Raw genomic sequence first — 17,637 nt, 5'->3', positions numbered from 1 at the left:
ATTTCAGCCGGAGTTGCCGTTATATGAGCTGCTGGGACATTCTGGGGATCGAGCCCACCCGGGACCGGGACCGTATTCGCCAGGCTTATGAGGGCCAGATGAAGTTCGCCTCGGAGCAGGAAGCGAAAGCACTGGAACAGGCATTTCGCGAGGCAACCGGAGAAATGCCGCCCCAGGCAGCTGGCACGAGCGCTGCCGCTGTTTTTACCGAGCCGGCAACCGGCAAACCGCCTGAGCAGTCCGCACCCGGGCCAGAAGCGGCTGAATCCCTGAGCGCCGAAGATTCCCAGATTGTGCGCGAAGTAATTATCCAGGTGAAAGCATTGCTGAACGATGACAGTCGGCAGAAAGATGTGGGCATCTGGAAAGCCATTTTGTGTGAGCCGCCCGCCGATCACTTGCCCTTGCGCCGGGAAATTGCCCGTCAGCTGGAGCCGCAGCTTCGGCCCATGGCGGAGAATGGCAGCTTTCCCCAATCGGTGGCGAAATTTCTGGGTGACTGGTTTGACTGGTTCAGTGTCAGCGAAGCCAACCTGGAGCCGGATCCCAGGCTCAACCCGGAACCGGACGACCCGCGCGAAACGGATCCGGACGATGAAGCAGACCAACCACCGCAGATGGTCAATTTCTGGCCGGCGGTGATTGGCTGGATTGTCGGGCTTGTGGTGCTAGCGGCTATCTTCGGTGGTATGGGCGGCGGCTGACGCCTGCTCGATCTTGACCCGATATCGTTCTGCCAGAATGGCCCCGACAATGACCTGGATCTGGTTGTAGCACATGATCGGCAGAACGATCATGCCAAAGCCCGGGTGGCCGGAAAACAGCACCTTGGCCATGGGCAGGCCGGAGGCCAGGCTCTTTTTGGAGCCGCAGAAGACCACCGCGGCTTCGTCTTCCAGACTGAAGCCCAGTTTTCTTACCATCAGTCGCGCGACCAACATAAAGAAGGCCAGTAGCACAAAACACAGAACAATGGTCAGGGTGATCGCCTGAACCGGGAGCTTCTGCCACAGGCCGCTGACCACCGAGTGGGAAAACGCGGAATAGACGATCAGCCAGATAACCGCTTTGTCGTACCGAGCCATGAAGCTTTCGTTGCGCGAAAGAATGCCGCCCAGCCAGGGGCGCAGAGCGTGGCCGACGGCAAACGGCAACAGCAGCTGGAGCACGATGTCCCTGAGCGCCTCGGCAACGGAGAAATCGCCGGCACCGGAGGTTGAAACCAGCAGAAGCAACAAGAACGGTGTCAGCATCATGCCGAACACGTTGGAGGCCGCTGCACTGCAAATGGCCGCCGGCACATTGCCTTTCGCCAGGGCGGTGTAGGCAATGGACGACGACACCGCCGACGGCAATACCCCCAGGTAAAGAAAGCCCAGGCCCAGATCCTTGGGCATCCAGTCAGGCACCACGCTGCTCAGACCATTGATGGGCAGCGCCACCAGCGGAAAGAACACAAACGTCAATGACGTAATCAGAATGTGCAGGCGCCAGTGGGTTGCGCCCGCGATAATCTGCTGGCGGGACAGCGCCGCGCCGTGAAAAAAGAACAGCAGTGCAACGGCCAACGTGCCAATGGTGCCCAGTGCTTTGGCGGCCTGTCCGGTGACCGGCAGGAACGATGCCAGAACAATGGCACCGAGCAGCAGCATCGTGAAGGTATCAACGCGCAATTTCATGGCGTGGTTTCTCCCTGTTGCAAGGCATTAAGGCTGGGGGAGAGCAGGGCGCGTGACAGGGTTTCAGCTTTTTCAGCATCCCTGCGCCGGACGGCGGCCAGCAGCAGTTCGTGGTCTTCCTGGCTGGGTTCTGGCAGATCGGCACTGGTTTCTGTCTGTTCAATGGTCTGGCTGACGGCGTTGGCGAAGTAATCGTAAAGCTCAATCAGTGCCGCATTATGGGATGCCCTGACCAGCGCATGATGGAAGCGCTCGTCATGGTGGATCCGCTCGGACAGGTTGGTACCGGCGGCGGCCCGGGCATCCAGTGCCGAGGTCATCGCGGTAAGGTCGGCATCCGTTCGGCGGGCCGCGGCCAGCCGGGCAGCCTCGGTTTCCAGCATGATCCGCACTTCAATCTGTTCGGCCAGTCGTGTTCGGGTTATACGTCTGAGTGTTTCACCGGCGTCGCGGCTGGCTCGCACGTAGGTGCCATCACCCTGTCGGGTTTCCAGCATGCCCACGTGGGCCAGCACCCGGACGGCTTCACGAATGGTGTTGCGACTGATGCCCAGGGCTTCTGACAGCTCTGCCTCTACCGGAAGCCGTGTGCCTACCGGCCATTCCCCGTTTTCAATGTTCTGGCGCAGGCTTTCGATGGCGGTGTCCACCAGAGACCCTTTGCGAATGGGTGACAGCATATCCTTTCATCCTTTGTTGCTATGACCCAATCATCCTATGTTTGGTTCGCGGCTGCAATCCACCGCGGTAATCCGGCCTCAGGACGCATCAAATGCCAACAACTCGTCGGCCTGCTGATCAATCAGTTGGCGAACCAGGGTCGATTCGAACTGGCGGTGGATCCGAATGGCGTAGAACTCTTCAAACACGCCCGGCAACGCCCCGTAACTGTGTAGTTTGCCGTTTTTCAGCTCATCCCGTACCACCACCGGGGGCAGGACGGCGAAATGCCCGGTATCGCGGGTAAGCAGTCGCATCATGGCCATGTCATCCACCTCGGCGACAATCACCGGGTATACCTGGTGCACGTCACACAGCTGGTCAAAGGCCTGGCGAATGTTGTTCTCCGGGCCCGGCAGAATCAACGGTTTCTCCCGGATGATGGTCTGGAAGCTTGCATCCGGGCCCACACCCTCGGGCGGGCCGATGAGACTGACCGGCTGTCGCGCCATCAGCCTGGAACGCCAGGGATTGCGATCATCGCCCTGAACCGGCTGGTTGGAGAGAATCAGATCCAGGCGGTGGGCCGAGAGCCGCCTGAGCAGATCATCGAGCACTCCACTTTGTAGCTTGAGGTCCAGGTCGCCCCGGCCGAGCAAAGGCCTGAGAAAGCCTTCCTGGAAATTGCGTGACAGGGTGGCAACGGCTCCCACCCGCAAGGTTTCCCGGCTGGTGTGCTGGCCTGAACGCAGCAGGGCTTCAAGTTCGGCGCCCCGGCGGAAGATGTCTTCGGCGTAGGTAAAGGCAATGCGTCCCGCCTCTGACAGTTTGAGCTGGCGCCCTTCACGCAGGAACAGGTCATAGCCCAGGTTGTCCTCGAGTTTCCGTATTTGCCCGGACAGCGCCGATTGGGAAATGTGGAGCGATTCCGCAGCCCGGGTCAGGTGCCCCACCCGGGCTACTGTCCAGAAATAGTAAAGATGGTGGTAATTCAGGCGCATCAGTGTGTTCTCTTTAAGTGAACGATTTAATCAGTATAAACCATTTTTTATATGTTTCTGTCAGTGGCAAAGTGGCGCTCATCAAAAAGGAGTCGCTGATGAATCTGTTGTCACCCGCCTGGTCATTTTCTCTGTTATCGCTCTGGCTGATTCTGCCAGTCACCCTGCTTTTGCTGGCCTGTTATGCCAGCGTGCGAGGCAGCAATCCCGCCACCTCCCGCGCCTGGCCCATGGCGGAATGGCTGTTGTTGGCGTTCATGGCCACAACCATTGCCATTGGCGTCGGTTTGTTGATGTTGCCGGCCCAGGGAGATCCTGGTGTGGCGCGCGCCGGAGATGCGCTGGGAGTCTATCCCGATGGCCTGTCGTTCTGGATGGCGCTGATGGTTGCCTTCATTGGCTGGGTCATTCTGCGCTATGCCCGGGATTACCTGAGAGCGGACCCTGCCGGCATCCCGTTCCTGCCCTGGTTTCTGACGACTCTGGTCAGTGTCCTGTTGCTGGTTACCACGAACAATCTGTTCGTTCTCGCCGGTGCCTGGGTCGGTGTCAGCCTTTCCCTGCACCAGTTGTTGACCCTGTATTCCGACCGGGAGCAGGCACGTCTGGCGGCGGCGAAGAAATTCATTACCAGCCGCCTGGGTGATCTGGCCATACTGGCCTCGGTACTGCTGATCTGGCACCAAACCGGCAGTTACCACATCCCGGAGCTGCAGCAGGGGCAGGGCGGCTCCAGTGTGGCGCTGGAAGTGGCCTCGGTTCTGCTGGCCCTGGCCGCAGCCCTGAAGTGTGCCCAGATTCCTTTTCACGGATGGCTCTTGCGTGTGATGGAAGCACCCACCCCGGTGTCCGCCCTGTTGCATGCCGGTGTGATCAATCTCGGAGGGTTCCTTTGGCTGCGGCTGTTCCCGGTGTTTGACGGTTTTACCGCCGGCCACTGGGTACTGCTGGTATTTGGCGGGCTGACAGCGGTTATTGCCAGCCTGACCATGATGACCCAAAGCTCGGTCAAGCACGCGCTGGTCTGGTCCACCAACGCCCAGATGGGATTCATGTTGTTTGAAATTGCCCTGGGCGCCTACACGCTGGCCTTCCTGCACCTGCTGGCGCATTCACTGTACAAGGCCCATTCGTTCCTGGCGGCCGGGCGCACGGTTGGCGCCAGTGCCATCCAGTTCGACAGTGGACCCTGCCGTCTGCAGTTTGGCCTGTCCCTGTTGGGCATGGGCCTGGCCGGCGGTCTGCTGTGGTTCATGCCGGAACTGGTAGAGGGGAAGTCCGTACTGGCTGCGGTTCTGGTGCTTGCGGTGGGAGCCATGGTCATGGGCGCCCCCACTGGCAGTCGCCTGGTCAGCCGTTTGTGGACACTGGGGCTGGCGGTGGCGCTGGTCCCCACGTACGCGGTGCTAAACAGCCTGCTGGCGCCCGCACTGCCGGAATCTCCGTCGTTTTCCCTTCCGGTGGCCGCGCAGGTAACCGGATGGTTCCTGCTGGTGAGCCTTGGTGTGCTTTCCTGGCTGATGATGTTCCGGCCGCGGTCCGCCTGGTTTGATCAACTGCACTGGCAAATGAATCAGGGGCTGTCGCTGGACCGGCCCTTCGAACACCTGACCCGCCGGTGGGCCGGCAAACTGCTGGCTGCTCCGGCACCAAAACCACAGGCACCAACCCTGCGCACCTACTCGGGAGACTGGCTATGAATTCGGCTGAGAATCAGGCGATGATCCATGAGACTTTTTACCTGACGGCCATTCAGGAGGCCTGTCATCGCATCGCCCCGACCTGGCCTCTGGACCGCTGGATTGCCGTGAACCCCTGGTGGGGCCATAAAGATCAGCCGGCCGCCGTTGCCCACCGAGAGCTTTTGCATCTCAATGGTACGGGCATGCTGATGCCGCCGGCGTTTTACCTGACGGCCTGGCGGGAAGGGCGGATCACCACCGCCAGCCTGAGGGCGGCGGCCAGCGAATGCGGAGCGGCAAGCCCGGATGCCGACAATCTGGTCAGACAGCTTGAGCAGTGTGGTCCTGACCGGGTGCCGTTTGTCTCGGCAACTGCCTTATTGATGGCCCGGACGGAGACACCCTACGCACAGAAGGTTCGTCACCTGGTCGGCCGGGTGTGCAGCCAGTATTTTGACCAGCGCCAGGCCCGCTGGACAACCTCGCACCAACAGGATGGCCTTTACCGTTACTGGCTGAAACGGGCCGCTCCGCTGCTTGGTCGTTCACTGGAGGCGGACAGGGTCCGGCACCATCTGGGCCGCCTCAGCGGCGACTGGCAGCAGGACCTGGTCAGGATTGGTGAAGAGTTGGTGGGGCATGCGCCGCAGCACTCCGGGCTGTCGACACTGTCGATGCTCAGCCATCACCTGATGTTGCAGGTGTTGGGCTGGGCCTCCTGGTGTCGGGGTGAGGATTTTCGCAATGAGCTGGATGGCCAGACCACCACGTTTGCCCCAGAACTGGCGGTATCCATGCTGGTTTGCGAGTGGTTGGCGGTGGAGACCCTGCCCGCAACCGCCCTCGAGCAGCTTTGGCTGCAGCCGGAACAGAGCGGTGAATCCCGGCAGGTACGGGAGTGGGACGAGCTTTTGTGGACCTGGCACCGGGCCTACGAGCGGGCCTGGCAGGACAGGTTTCTTCACTTGCTTGGAGAACGGAAGGCCGGCGTCGAGCCAGGTCAAGGCTCTGCGCCGGAAGTGCAGGCAGCCTTCTGCATAGACGTTCGCTCCGAGGTGATGCGCCGGCGTCTGGAAGAGGTCTCTCCCGGTGTGCAAACCCTGGGTGTGGCGGGCTTTTTCGGCATGCCGGTGTGCCATGGCCGGCAAGGCCCGGAGCCGTCGGAAAACCGTTTGCCGGGGTTGCTCGCGCCATCGGTGGGGTATCAGGAATCGACCGGCGATGATGGCCTGGATCGCCAGGTGAACGACACCCGGTACCACCGGCAGCGCGTGCGGGATGCGGTGCGCCGCGCCAAATACTCCAGCCTCTCGACCTTTACCGTGGTGGAAACCACCGGGTTGGCCTGGGCCTGGAAGCTGGTACGTGACAGCCTGAAGCGCAATCCTGGCAGCCGCGAGACACACGAGTCAGGGCAATGGCTGACACTGGATGGCCAGCCGTTGCCAATGGAACACCGGGTGGATCTGGCCGAAGGCCTGTTGCGCGCCATGTCGCTGACCACAGGTTTTGCCCCGCTTCTGCTGCTGGTTGGTCATGGTGCCCATGCCGACAACAACCCGAACCAGGCCGGCCTGGCCTGCGGGGCGTGCGGCGGTAAGAACGGCGGCATGAATGCCCGCCTGGCGGCCGAGCTTCTGAACGAACCAAGGGTTCGCCAGGGCCTGGCCGGGCGCGGCATCCATATTCCGGAAAGTACGCTGGTGCTGGCCGCCGAACACTGCACCATCACCGACCGGGTTCAGATACTGGACGAAAGCCAGGTGAGTCCAGAACAGAACCAGGTTCTGCGGCGTCTGAAGGCAGCACTGGCGAAAGCTGGTGAGGGCTGCCGGAGTGAACGGGCGGCAGCGCTTGGCCTTGCCGGTTCCGATGACGAGGAGTTGCTCCGGAAACTGGAAGAGCGTACCCGCAACTGGGCGGAAGTACGCCCGGAATGGGGGCTGGCGAACAATGCTGCGATGATCATCGCTCCCAGACATCGTACCCGTGGGCTGGCGTTGAACGGGCGCACTTTCCTGCACGACTACAGGCCCGGCGATGACCCGTCCGGCGAGATTCTCGGTGCACTGATGAATGCCCCCATGGTGGTGGCCAACTGGATCAATCTGCAGTATTTCGCCTCGGTAACCCAGCCGGAGGTGTATGGGGCCGGCAACAAACTGCTGCATTCGGTGGTGGGTGGCAACATTGGCGTGGTGGAGGGCAACTCCATGGACTTGCGCATCGGCCTGCCGTGGCAGTCAGTGCACGATGGCGAACGGTTCCGTCACGAGCCCATGCGCCTGACAGTTGTGATCGACGCCCCGGCTGACCGTATCCAACGCATCATTGAAGACAGCCCGAACGTCAGAGCCCTGGTTGAAAACCAGTGGCTCTGGCTGTGCCGGTTCACCGATACCGGGGTTGAGCGCTTCAGGGATGGGCAGTGGCAGTTGTAGGGTAGTGCCAGTCAACGGTACGGGGCTGGCTCCCGGCATCGGTGAACAGATGGCCGATGTCGGGCACCGCGTACCACAAGTCACCCCGGGCCGGTGCCTGGCGGGCGAACTCGTTATGGCTCATGCCGACTTCCCACAGCTCGTTGCTGTGCCAGCCTTCCGGTTGCAGTTCAATTCGTACCTCGGAGCCAATCAGACTCACGGATTCGATGCGCAACGGCAGACGGGCGTGAGCCGACGGGCTGCGCGCCAGCTGCACTTCGTGCGGACGCATATACAACTGGGCTTCCCGGTCACCCTGGACACTGGGTAGTGACACCCAGGCGTCACCCTGGGTCAGCTTCTGATTTTTCAGGCTGCCTTCCAATACGTTCACGTGGCCAAGGAAATCAAACACAAAGCGGCTTTCCGGGCGGGCATAGAGCGCGGCCGGTTCATTCACCTGTTCCACCTGACCCTGGCTCATGACCACCACCTGATCAGAGAGCTCCAGCGCTTCTTCCTGGTCGTGGGTGACAAAAATGCTGGTGAAATGGAACTCGTCGTGCAGCGCACGCAACCAGCGGCGCAGATCTTTTCGAACCTTGGCATCCAGGGCGCCGAACGGTTCATCCAGCAGCAGGATGCGCGGCTTGGTGGCCAGTGCCCGGGCCAGGGCGACACGTTGTTTTTGACCACCGGAAAGCTGGGTCGGGTAGCGGTTCGCCAGATCCGGCAACTGGATCATCTCCAGCAGCTTTTCCACGCGCTGGCGGATTTCCTGTTTCGGTGGCCGTTGCCGGCGCGGCAGCGACTCCAGCCCGAACGCAATGTTCTCCTTGACGGTCATATGCTTGAACAATGCGTAATGCTGGAAGACGAAGCCCACGTTGCGGTCACGCACATGCTGGTGGCTGACGTCTTCGTCGCCGAACAGGATTCGGCCCGCGTCCGAGGATTCCAGGCCGGCAATGATGCGCAGCAGCGTTGTTTTCCCGGAGCCGGAAGGTCCGAGCAGGGCGGTGAGCTGGCCTTCCGGGAACGAAAGGTTGACGTCATCCAGCGCCTGGAAGCCGGAGAAATTTTTGCTGATGTTCTCAACGGTAATGCTCATATTCAGACACCTCCCTTTTCCGGTGCCGGATGTTCCGGTCGTGATTGCCGCCACTCCACAAAGGCTTTGGCAATCAGTGTAAGAATGGCAATGCCCGCCAGCAGGGATGCGCTGGCAAAGGCGCCGACAATGTTATAATCCTGATAAAGCAGTTCAACATGCAGCGGTAAGGTGTTGGTTTGCCCACGAACATTGCCGGACACAACGGACACCGCGCCAAATTCACCGACCGCGCGGGCGTTGGTCAGGATGACCCCGTAGATCAAGGCCCATTTGATGTTGGGCAGGGTGATTTTGCGAAAAATCCGCCAACCGGACGCACCAAGTACCACGCCGGCTTCTTCCTCCTCGCTGCCCTGCTGCTGCATCAGAGGAATCAGTTCACGGGCCACAAACGGGCAGGTTACAAATACCGTGACCATGACAATGCCGGGCCAGGAGAACATCAACTGGATGTCGTACTCGCCCAGCCAACTGCCCACCCAGCCATTTCGGCCATACAGCAACAGATAAAGCAGACCGGCCACTACCGGTGACACGGCAAAGGGAATATCGATCAGGGTGATGAGCAGCTTGCGCCCCGGGAACCGGAAACGGGTGACCGCCCACGCCAGAGCTGTACCAAAGACCAGGTTCAGGGGGACTGTCAGCAGTGCCACGAACAGAGTCAGGCCAATCGCATGCAGGGTGAACTCATCCATCACGTTTTCGCTGAAGGCACCCAACCCGGCACTCAGGGCCTGGTAGAAGATAACGATAACCGGAATCACCAGCATGACCAGGGTAATAGCCAGGGTCACACCGATTAACAGACGCCTGACCCAGGGCTGATCACCGACACGATGATGTTTTGCAGCCATTTAACGACCCTCCAGACGGCGCAGGTAGCGGCCCTGCCAGAGGTTGATGGCAAACAGCAGTACCAGAGAGACCAGCAGGACCAGCGAGGCAATGGCACTGGCGGCTGCGTAGTCGTATTCCTGCAGGCGGACGAAAATCATCAGGCTGGTCACTTCGCTGACGTACGGACTGTTGCCGGCAATGAAAATGATCGCGCCGAACTCGCCGAGGCTGCGGGTGAATGACAACGCCACGCCGGTCACCAGTGCCGGCCAGAGTGAGGGGAAAATCACCTTGCGAAACACCCGGCCATCCGAGGCGCCAAGACTGACAGCCGCCTCTTCGTCCGCCGGCGACAGCTCCTCAAGTACCGGTTGTACGGTGCGCACCACAAATGGAATGCTGGTGAACGCCATGGCGACCACAATGCCCAGGGGCGTGAATGCAACCTCCACACCTATCCCGGCCAGGAGCTGGCCATACCAGCCGTTCTGGGCAAAGAGTGTGGCCAGGGTAATGCCGGCAACGGCGGTTGGCAGGGCAAAGGGCAGGTCGACCACGGCATCCACCAGCCGCTTTCCCGGAAAGTCATAGCGCACCAGGACCCAGGCCAGCAGCAGGCCGAACAGTCCGTTGAACAGCGAGGCGGCCAAGGCTGTCAGCAAGGTCACCTTGTAGGAGGCAACAACGCGTGGATCGGTGATGGTGAACCAGAACTGGTCCCAGGTCATCTGGGAGGTTTCCATGACCAGGCCGGTCAAGGGCAGCAAAAGCACAAGACTGACAAAAAACAGGGAAATGCCAAGGCTCAGACCAAACCCTGGCAATACCCGTTTGCTGGTGCCCGAAAACCGCCGCCCGGGGGCGGCGCTGGCTGTCGGTGTGGATGCGGACATGACCGGCTCTTAGCGCTGGCGTTGCAGTTGGTCTAGCTTTCCGCCGCTGCTGAAGTGCTTGCTCATGGCGTTTTCCCAGCCACCGGTAATGTCGTCGATGGACTTGAGCTTCAGTTCGGGGAAGCGGTCGGCATTTTCTTCAACCACGGTGTCGTTATGCACACGGTAGTTAAAGCCGGCCAGCAGGCGCTGGGAGTCTTCTGCGTACAGGTACTCCAGGTACTCTTTGGCCAGAGCTTCGGTGCCGTTTTTCTCAACATACTCGTCAATCCAGGTTACCGGAAACTCGGCCAGGAAGCTGACCTTCGGAGTCACCGGCTGATACTCGCCGTTTTCGTAACGATCAGCAATATTGAGGACTTCGGATTCGAAGGTCAGCAGCACATCGCCAATGCCACGTTCAACGAAGGTGGTTGTGGCGCCCCGGCCGCCGGAGTCGAAAACCCGTACCTGGCCCAGGAGGTCCGCCATGAACTGGTCAATTTTTTCCTGGTCATCGCCGAACTTGTCCTGGGCAAAACCCAGTGCCGCCAGATAGGTGTAGCGGCCATTGCCGGACGTTTTCGGGTTGGGCATGACGATTTCGACGTCCTCCCGTACCAGGTCATCCCAGTTACGGATGTTTTTCGGGTTACCGTCACGCACCAGGAAGGCCATGGTGGAGTAGTAGGGTGAGCTGTTGTTGGGCAGGCGTTCGGCCCAGTTTTCGGGAATCAGCCGGCCACGGGTATGCAGGATGTCGATGTCAGTAACCTGGTTAAAGGTGGCGACATCGGCGCGCAGGCCCTGGATGATCGCTTGGGCCTGTTTTGATGAGCCGGCATGAGACTGGTCAATGTCCACGGTTTCGCCGGTCTTTTCCTGCCAGTGCTTCTTGAACTCTTCGTTGTAAGCGGCGAACAGTTCACGGGCGATATCGTAGGAGGTGTTGAGCAGCTCACGGTCTGCCGAGAATGCGGGTTGAGCGGAGAGCAGGGCGGCGCCCAGCGCAAGGGATTTCAGCAGGTGTTTCATGATTGCTCCTCAGAATTCGTCGATTGCGATCTGAGGAGCAATGTATCAAAGGTTGCTAAGAACTAAAAATATTAAAAATAAATATTGTGGTAACTGTCTGGCATATGCGTAATCAGTAACGCAACAAGGCAGAGCCCCAGGTGAAGCCACCACCGAAGGCCTCGAGCAACACCGTCTGGTCTCGCTGGATACGGCCATCACGCACTGCCTCATCGAGTGCCAGCGGGATGGAGGCGGCCGAGGTATTGCCGTGTTTGTTGACAGTCACTACCACCTGGTCCATCGGCATGTTCAGCTTTTTGGCGGTGGCGGCAATGATGCGCAGGTTCGCCTGGTGCGGCACCAGCCAATCCACATCGGACTTCTGCATCTGGTTGGCTTCCAGGGTCTCATCGACAATGCGCCCAAGTGTGTTGACCGCCATCTTGAACACTTCGTTGCCTTTCATTTCCACGAAAGCGGTGCCGGCTTTCACTGCATCAAACTCGTTGGCCACACCACAGGGCACATGCAGGAGTTTTTCGTAACGGCCATCGGCGTGAATGTGGGTGGACAGAATGCCGGTTTCCTCACTGGCTTCCAGCACCACGGCACCGGCACCGTCTCCAAACAGCACGCAGGTGCCCCGATCGTTCCAGTCCAATAACCGGGAGAAGACCTCGGCGCCAATCACCAGGGCTTTTTTGCTCGAGCCGGTACGGATGAATTTTTCCGCGGTGGTGAGTGCGTAGACAAAACCGGAACAAACGGCCTGAACGTCAAAGGCCGGGCAACCGTTCTCAATGCCCAGTCGTGCCTGCAGGAGACAGGCGCTGCTTGGAAAGACCTTATCCGGTGTGGTGGTGGCGAACACGATCAGGTCGAGATCATTGGCCTTGATACCCGCCGCCTCCATGGCACGCAGGGCTGCCTGTTCGGCCAGGTCCACCGTGCTTTGGCCTTCGACAGCAATGTGGCGCTGCTCTATGCCGGTTCGTTCACGAATCCATTGATCAGACGTATCTACCCGTTTTTCGAGATCGAGATTGGTGACGATGTTGTCTGGCAGATAGGAGCCAGTACCGGCAATGCGTGCAAAAGTCATGCGTTCGTTCCAGTGTTCGTAAGGACAATAAACTTTGATACTAACCCTTTCCGGGCAGCAGGGTAATTAGCGGTTTGTCATAGTCTGGCCGGCACATTCTATGCCGGCCAAGACACAATGACCGGCCTCAGCTGTCCCGAAGGGTTTTGGTATCAATCACAAACCGGTATTTAACATCGCCTTTTTTCATCCGTTCGTAGGCTTCGTTAATGTTCCGGATGTCCAGCACCTCGATATCACAGCTGATGCCGTGCTCGGCGCAGAAATCCAGTACCTCCTGGGTTTCCGGCATGCCACCGATCAGTGAGCCGGCCAGTGCCCGGCGTTTACCAACCAGTTGAGCGGCCTGAATGGTCGGCTCGATGGGTTCGAGCAGCCCCACCAGAATGTGAGTGCCATCAAACTTCAGGCAGTTCAGGTACGGATTGATGTCGTGCTGCACCGGTACGGTGTCCAGCATGAAATCAAAAGTATCCGCAACCGCTTCCATCTGATCATCATCGGTGGATATGACCACGTGGTCGGCGCCCTGTTTCTTCGCCTCGCCCACTTTACTTTCGGAACGGGTGAAGATGGTCACTTCCGCGCCCAGGGCCTTGGCGAACTTCACGCCCATGTGGCCCAGGCCGCCCATGCCGATGACACCGACTTTATGGCCCTTGCCAACGCCGAAATGGCGCAGGGGCGAGTAGGTGGTAATGCCCGCGCACAGAATGGGGGCAGCAGCGGCAGGGTCGAGTTTCTCCGGAACCCGGACCACGAAACGGTCGCTGACCACTACCTGTGTGGAATAGCCGCCAAAGGTAATGGAGCCGTCATGACGATCCACACCGTTGTAGGTGCCAGTCATACCTTCGGCACAGTATTGTTCCAGGCCGCTTTCACAGGCAGTACAGGTTCGGCAACTGTCGACCATGCAGCCAACCCCTACCAGGTCACCCACTTTGTGGCTGGTCACTTCCGGGCCGACGGCGGTTACCCGGCCAATGATCTCGTGGCCCGGCACCACCGGGTATTCGGACATGCCCCAGTCGTTTTCGACAAAATGGATATCGGTATGGCAAACGCCACAATAATCGATCTCGATCCTGACGTCGTCCGGGCGCAGTTCCCGGCGGTTGAACGAGTAGGGCGCCAGGCCGGAGGTCGGGCTGGTTGCTGCATAGGCTTTGGTGTTGGCCATGGTTCACTCCGTCAATAAAGTGTATGAATTGCCTTTTTACCTACGTTTAGCAGACTAACAGGATCACGTGGGTTTTCCTCGAACACCCCTGATGTTGAATTAACGAGACGACCGGTCTAATATTCCACACATGGAAACCATAGCGCAACCAGTCAAGCCGGTTCGCCGGCGCGGCAGACCACCGAAAAACCGCCAGTCCACGGCCGAGACCCGTGAACTGCTGATGCGCGCCGGCCTGGAAATATTGACGGAGAAAGGCTTCGCGACCGCCGGCATTGACGGCATTCTCCGTCAGGCCGGGGTGCCCAAGGGTTCCTTCTATCATTACTTCAGGAACAAGGAAGATTTCGGCCTGGCGCTGATTGACTACTACGGCCGTTTCTTCGCCCACAAACTGGACCATCACCTGAAAGCATCCGATCTGTCCCCGCTGGACAGGGTTCGGGCCTTTATTGATGATGCCGCCGACGGCATGTTGCGGTACAACTTCCGGCGCGGTTGCCTGATTGGCAACCTGGGCCAGGAAATGGCCGCTCTGCCCGAAAGTTTTCGGGCCAGATTGCAGGCAACCTTTGAAGACTGGCAGGACCGCTTTGCCGCCTGTCTGGAGGAAGCCAAGCGCAAAGGGGATCTGGCGCCAGACGCGGATACCGCGCAGCTGGCCAGTTTTTTCTGGATTGGCTGGGAAGGCGCGGTCTTGCGTGCCAAGCTTGAACAGACAACAACGCCATTGACGGTGTTCGCGCAGTATTACTTTGCCGGCCTGCCGACGAAGTAAAAAATTTAGCTGAAAGTAGACAACCGGTCTAAATTCATTGTCGACCCATCAAGATGAACGTCGACCCGGATACGAATGAAAGAGGTAAACCCATGTTTAAAGGCATTCTGATTGAGAAAGACGACAACGGTTACCATGCCGGGCTCAAAGAGCTGGATGAGGCACAACTGCCGGAGGGTGACGTCACCGTTCGCATCAGCCATTCAACCCTGAACTATAAAGATGCGCTGGCCATCACCGGTAAAGGCCCGGTGGTGAAAACATTCCCGATGGTGCCGGGTATCGATTTCGTGGGTGAAGTTGAGGAAAGCTCCCATGCCGACTACAAGGCGGGAGACAAAGTCATTCTTAATGGCTGGGGCGTCGGTGAAGCCCACTGGGGTGGCCTGGCCCAGAAAGCCCGTGTCAAGGGCGACTGGCTGATCCCGCTGCCGGAGCAGTTTTCCCCGGAACAGGCCATGGCCATTGGTACCGCCGGTTACACCGCCATGCTGTGTGTCCTGGCCCTGGAAAAGCACGGCGTGAAGCCGGAAGACGGCGAGATTGTGGTGACCGGTGCCAACGGCGGCGTGGGCAGTGTTGCCATCTCCGTGCTGTCCAAGCTCGGCTACGATGTGGTTGCCGTTACCGGCCGCCCGGACGACGCCGATTATCTCAAGCAGTTGGGCGCCAAGGACATTCTTGACCGCGCCGAATTTTCCGAAAAAGCCAAGCCGCTGGGCAAATCCCGCTGGGCCGGCGCCGTGGATGTCGCCGGTGATAACGTGCTGGCCAACATCTGCGCCACCATGAAGTACCGGGGCGTGGTCACTGCCTGTGGCCTGGCCGCTGGCATGAACTTCCCGGCCACCGTGGCGCCGTTCATCCTGCGTGGTGTGACCCTGGCCGGCATCGACAGCGTGATGTGCCCCCGTGAAGACCGCCTGGAAGCCTGGAAGCGCCTGGGTACCGACCTGGACGTGGCCAAGCTGGGCGAAATCGGCCATGAAATTGGTCTGGGCGAGGCGGTTGAAAAAGCTCATGAACTGCTGGAAGGCAAGGTTCGCGGGCGCATCATTGTGGATGTGAACCGGTAAAAAACACAGGATGAACCGGCTTCCGCTTTCCTCGATCTTTCTCATCATCAGCGGCTGCTTGCTGCTGATGATGTCGTTCGGCCTTCGTTCCAGTTTCGGGCTATTCGTCGAGCCAATCGGTGAGTTCAATGACTGGGGTCGCGACATTCTTGGCCTGGCGCTGGCTATCCAGAACCTGGCCTGGGGCGTGGTTGCCGTGGTCGCCGGTGGGCTGGCCGATCGCTTTGGCACCACCAAGGTACTGGTAGCCGGGGCGGCGCTGTATGCCGGCGGCATCCTGATGACGGTGAACGTTGCCGATGTCTGGAGCCTTAACGCCGGCCTGGGCGTGTTGATTGGTGCCGGCGTTGCCGGTACCTCGTTCGGCATCGTGCTGCCTGCCATGGCGCGCGCAGTGGCGCCGGAACAGCGTCAACTGGTGTTGGGCATTGGCACGGCCGCGGCGTCCGCCGGCCAGTTCCTTTTGGTACCGGTGATCGGCCATCTGGTGGAATCGCTGGGTTGGAACGCCGCTCTGCAAGCCATGTCCGTAATGGCGATTGCAATGGCCGTCCTGGCGATGCCTCTGGCCCGGCGTCGGGGGCAGGGCAACGACGCTTCCAGCCAACAGGATCAGAACGAACCGTCTTTCTCTGAAATCGTGGGCATCGCCCGTGGACACCGGCCGTACTGGCTGCTGATCCTGGGTTTTTTTGTCTGTGGTTTTCACGTGGCGTTTATCACCGTGCACCTGCCGCCGTTTCTGACCGAAGCCGGCTTCAGCACAAGCGTTGCGGCCTGGTCCATCAGTCTGATTGGCCTGTTCAACATCGCGGGCTCCCTCCTGTCCGGCGTGTTGTCCGGGTATTTCGGGCTTCGCAATGTCTTGATCGCCATCTATGGCGCACGTGCGGTGCTGATCACGCTGTTCCTGGTTCTGCCGCTGACCCAGTTGTCCGTTATCCTGTTCAGTTGCGTGATGGGGCTGTTATGGCTGGCCACGGTGCCACCAACCAGCGGGCTGGTCTCTTCCATGTTTGGCACCCGCTACATGGCCACGTTCTACGGGGTTGTTTACCTGGGGCACCAGGTGGGCAGTTTTTCCGGGGTCTGGCTGGGCGGTTCTTTGTACGAACTGGCCGGCAACTACAACAGCGTATGGTGGATTGCCGTGGTCCTGAGCCTGCTGGCGATGGTGCTACATTGGCCGATCAGCGAGGAAAGGGCGGGAGCCATGGCGGTTGATCAGCAATGAGTGGGATTCGGGCAGCCCTGTGACACCCGTTCCAGTTGAATAGTCGCGTGTTGAATACCGAATTCCCTGTCCAGCATGCTGGTGGCGTGATCAAGCAACTCGTGATCACGCTCCGGGTCCGGTTTGACCAGGTGCACCGTCAGTGCATTTTCCGTGGTGCTCAGCCCCCAGATATGCAGGTGATGGACCGACACGATGCCTGGCAGGGACTCCAGCGATGACTGGACCGCCGAGGGATCAATGCCCTTGGGCACGGCATCCACCGCAAGGTTGACCGACTCTTTGAGCAGTTGCCAGGTACCGAAAAAGATAACCGCCGCGATGATCAGACTGACCACAGGGTCAATCCAGGTGAAATCGGTCAACAGCATAACCGTGCCGGAGATCACCACGCCGACGGAAACCGCCGTGTCGGCGGCCATGTGTAAGAAGGCGCCCCGGATGTTGATGTCGCCTTTCTGGCCATTGAGAAACAGCAGCATGGTCAGGCCATTGATCAACACCCCGATGCCGGCCACGACAATTACCGTTAAACCGGCCACCGGGCCGGGGCTGGAAAGGCGCTGAATGGCCTCCCAGGCAATACCGCCCACTGCGGCAATCAGAATCAGCGCATTGAACAAAGCGGCCAGGATGGTGGTTTTCTTCAGACCGTAGGTTTTGCTCCGGGTTGCCGCGCGACTGGCCAGCCAGATAGCCACCCAGGCCAGCACCAGCCCCATGACATCGCTCAGGTTGTGGCCGGCATCGGCCAGAAGCGCCAGCGAGCCCGACAGCAGGCCGTACACCACTTCGATCACCACAAACACCACGTTCAGAGCAATGGCAATGACAAATGAACGGTTATGAGTGTCGAAATGGTGGCTGTGATCGTGGCCATGGTCGTGCATGCAACAACTCCGCAGCGGTTGGTCGTGAGATCCTGACGTTAATCGGTATTTTTAAACCTAATAGTAGCTCCAGGGTCAAGCCACTG

Annotated in this window: 16 protein-coding genes; 6 read left to right on the top strand and 10 right to left on the bottom strand. The window is 59.6% G+C overall.

Annotated features, from left to right (window positions below):
- The first annotated feature begins 23 nt into the window (after positions 1-23).
- Positions 24-704 (top strand): molecular chaperone DnaJ, encoded by a 681-nt coding sequence (locus BMZ63_RS11145; RefSeq protein ID WP_091705539.1) that lies wholly within the window; start codon positions 24-26, stop codon positions 702-704.
- Here the strand turns inward: BMZ63_RS11145 and BMZ63_RS11140 are convergent.
- The 3 genes from BMZ63_RS11140 to BMZ63_RS11130 form a co-directional block, all read right to left on the bottom strand.
- Positions 669-1,679 (bottom strand): bile acid:sodium symporter family protein, encoded by a 1,011-nt coding sequence (locus BMZ63_RS11140; RefSeq protein WP_091705537.1) that lies wholly within the window; start codon positions 1,677-1,679, stop codon positions 669-671. The genes BMZ63_RS11145 and BMZ63_RS11140 overlap by 36 nt on opposite strands.
- Positions 1,676-2,359 (bottom strand): FadR/GntR family transcriptional regulator, encoded by a 684-nt coding sequence (locus BMZ63_RS11135; protein WP_091705535.1) that lies wholly within the window; start codon positions 2,357-2,359, stop codon positions 1,676-1,678. Before BMZ63_RS11135 ends, BMZ63_RS11140 begins: the two co-directional genes overlap by 4 nt.
- A 78-nt stretch (positions 2,360-2,437) precedes the next feature.
- Positions 2,438-3,340, bottom strand: a complete 903-nt coding sequence (locus BMZ63_RS11130) for a LysR family transcriptional regulator (protein WP_091705533.1) — start codon at positions 3,338-3,340, stop codon at positions 2,438-2,440.
- Between the two features lie 98 nt (positions 3,341-3,438).
- Between BMZ63_RS11130 and BMZ63_RS11125 the strand changes: the two genes are divergently transcribed.
- Together BMZ63_RS11125 and BMZ63_RS11120 are read left to right on the top strand one after the other, a co-directional pair.
- Positions 3,439-5,040 carry an NADH-quinone oxidoreductase subunit L gene (locus BMZ63_RS11125; RefSeq protein WP_091705532.1) on the top strand — a complete coding sequence of 534 codons (1,602 nt, stop codon included), beginning with the start codon at positions 3,439-3,441 and terminating at the stop codon, positions 5,038-5,040.
- Complete coding sequence (locus BMZ63_RS11120) at positions 5,037-7,463, top strand: YbcC family protein (protein ID WP_091705530.1); 2,427 nt, start codon at positions 5,037-5,039, stop codon at positions 7,461-7,463. The genes BMZ63_RS11125 and BMZ63_RS11120 overlap by 4 nt, the downstream gene beginning before the upstream one ends.
- Here BMZ63_RS11120 and BMZ63_RS11115 read toward each other — a convergent pair.
- From BMZ63_RS11115 to BMZ63_RS11090, 6 genes are all read right to left on the bottom strand, one after another.
- Complete coding sequence (locus tag BMZ63_RS11115) at positions 7,438-8,556, bottom strand: sulfate/molybdate ABC transporter ATP-binding protein (protein ID WP_091705528.1); 1,119 nt, start codon at positions 8,554-8,556, stop codon at positions 7,438-7,440. The genes BMZ63_RS11120 and BMZ63_RS11115 overlap by 26 nt on opposite strands.
- A 2-nt stretch (positions 8,557-8,558) precedes the next feature.
- The gene (gene cysW / locus BMZ63_RS11110) at positions 8,559-9,416 is read right to left on the bottom strand and encodes a sulfate ABC transporter permease subunit CysW (protein ID WP_091705527.1); all 858 of its coding nucleotides are present in this window, start codon (positions 9,414-9,416) and stop codon (positions 8,559-8,561) included.
- Positions 9,417-10,292, bottom strand: coding sequence for a sulfate/thiosulfate ABC transporter permease CysT (gene cysT, locus BMZ63_RS11105; RefSeq protein WP_091705525.1), 876 nt, complete (start codon positions 10,290-10,292; stop codon positions 9,417-9,419).
- Positions 10,293-10,301: 9 nt separating this feature from the next.
- Positions 10,302-11,306 (bottom strand): thiosulfate ABC transporter substrate-binding protein CysP, encoded by a 1,005-nt coding sequence (cysP, locus tag BMZ63_RS11100; RefSeq protein ID WP_091705524.1) that lies wholly within the window; start codon positions 11,304-11,306, stop codon positions 10,302-10,304.
- 112 nt (positions 11,307-11,418) lie between these two features.
- Positions 11,419-12,390, bottom strand: a complete 972-nt coding sequence (locus BMZ63_RS11095; protein WP_091705522.1) for a beta-ketoacyl-ACP synthase III — start codon at positions 12,388-12,390, stop codon at positions 11,419-11,421.
- 127 nt (positions 12,391-12,517) lie between these two features.
- Positions 12,518-13,573, bottom strand: coding sequence for an NAD(P)-dependent alcohol dehydrogenase (locus BMZ63_RS11090; RefSeq protein WP_091705520.1), 1,056 nt, complete (start codon positions 13,571-13,573; stop codon positions 12,518-12,520).
- Positions 13,574-13,703: 130 nt separating this feature from the next.
- On the opposite strand from BMZ63_RS11090, the gene acuR reads away from it, so the two are divergent.
- The 3 genes from acuR to BMZ63_RS11075 all read left to right on the top strand — a co-directional run bounded on the left by acuR (position 13,704) and on the right by BMZ63_RS11075 (position 16,661).
- On the top strand, positions 13,704-14,351 hold the full coding sequence (gene acuR / locus BMZ63_RS11085; protein ID WP_091705519.1) for an acrylate utilization transcriptional regulator AcuR: 648 nt from the start codon (positions 13,704-13,706) through the stop codon (positions 14,349-14,351).
- Between the two features lie 92 nt (positions 14,352-14,443).
- Positions 14,444-15,427 carry an acrylyl-CoA reductase (NADPH) gene (acuI, locus tag BMZ63_RS11080; protein ID WP_091705517.1) on the top strand — a complete coding sequence of 328 codons (984 nt, stop codon included), beginning with the start codon at positions 14,444-14,446 and terminating at the stop codon, positions 15,425-15,427.
- Positions 15,428-15,437: 10 nt separating this feature from the next.
- Positions 15,438-16,661 (top strand): MFS transporter, encoded by a 1,224-nt coding sequence (locus BMZ63_RS11075; protein ID WP_091705516.1) that lies wholly within the window; start codon positions 15,438-15,440, stop codon positions 16,659-16,661.
- Here the strand turns inward: BMZ63_RS11075 and BMZ63_RS11070 are convergent.
- Positions 16,652-17,551, bottom strand: coding sequence for a cation diffusion facilitator family transporter (locus BMZ63_RS11070; RefSeq protein WP_091705514.1), 900 nt, complete (start codon positions 17,549-17,551; stop codon positions 16,652-16,654). The two genes, BMZ63_RS11075 and BMZ63_RS11070, sit on opposite strands and share 10 nt — an antisense overlap.
- Positions 17,552-17,637: the final 86 nt, after the last annotated feature.

It is taken from the genome of Marinobacter persicus (assembly GCF_900114155.1).
GTDB lineage: Bacteria > Pseudomonadota > Gammaproteobacteria > Pseudomonadales > Oleiphilaceae > Marinobacter > Marinobacter persicus.
This window is presented reverse-complemented; position numbering and strand designations above follow the sequence as displayed.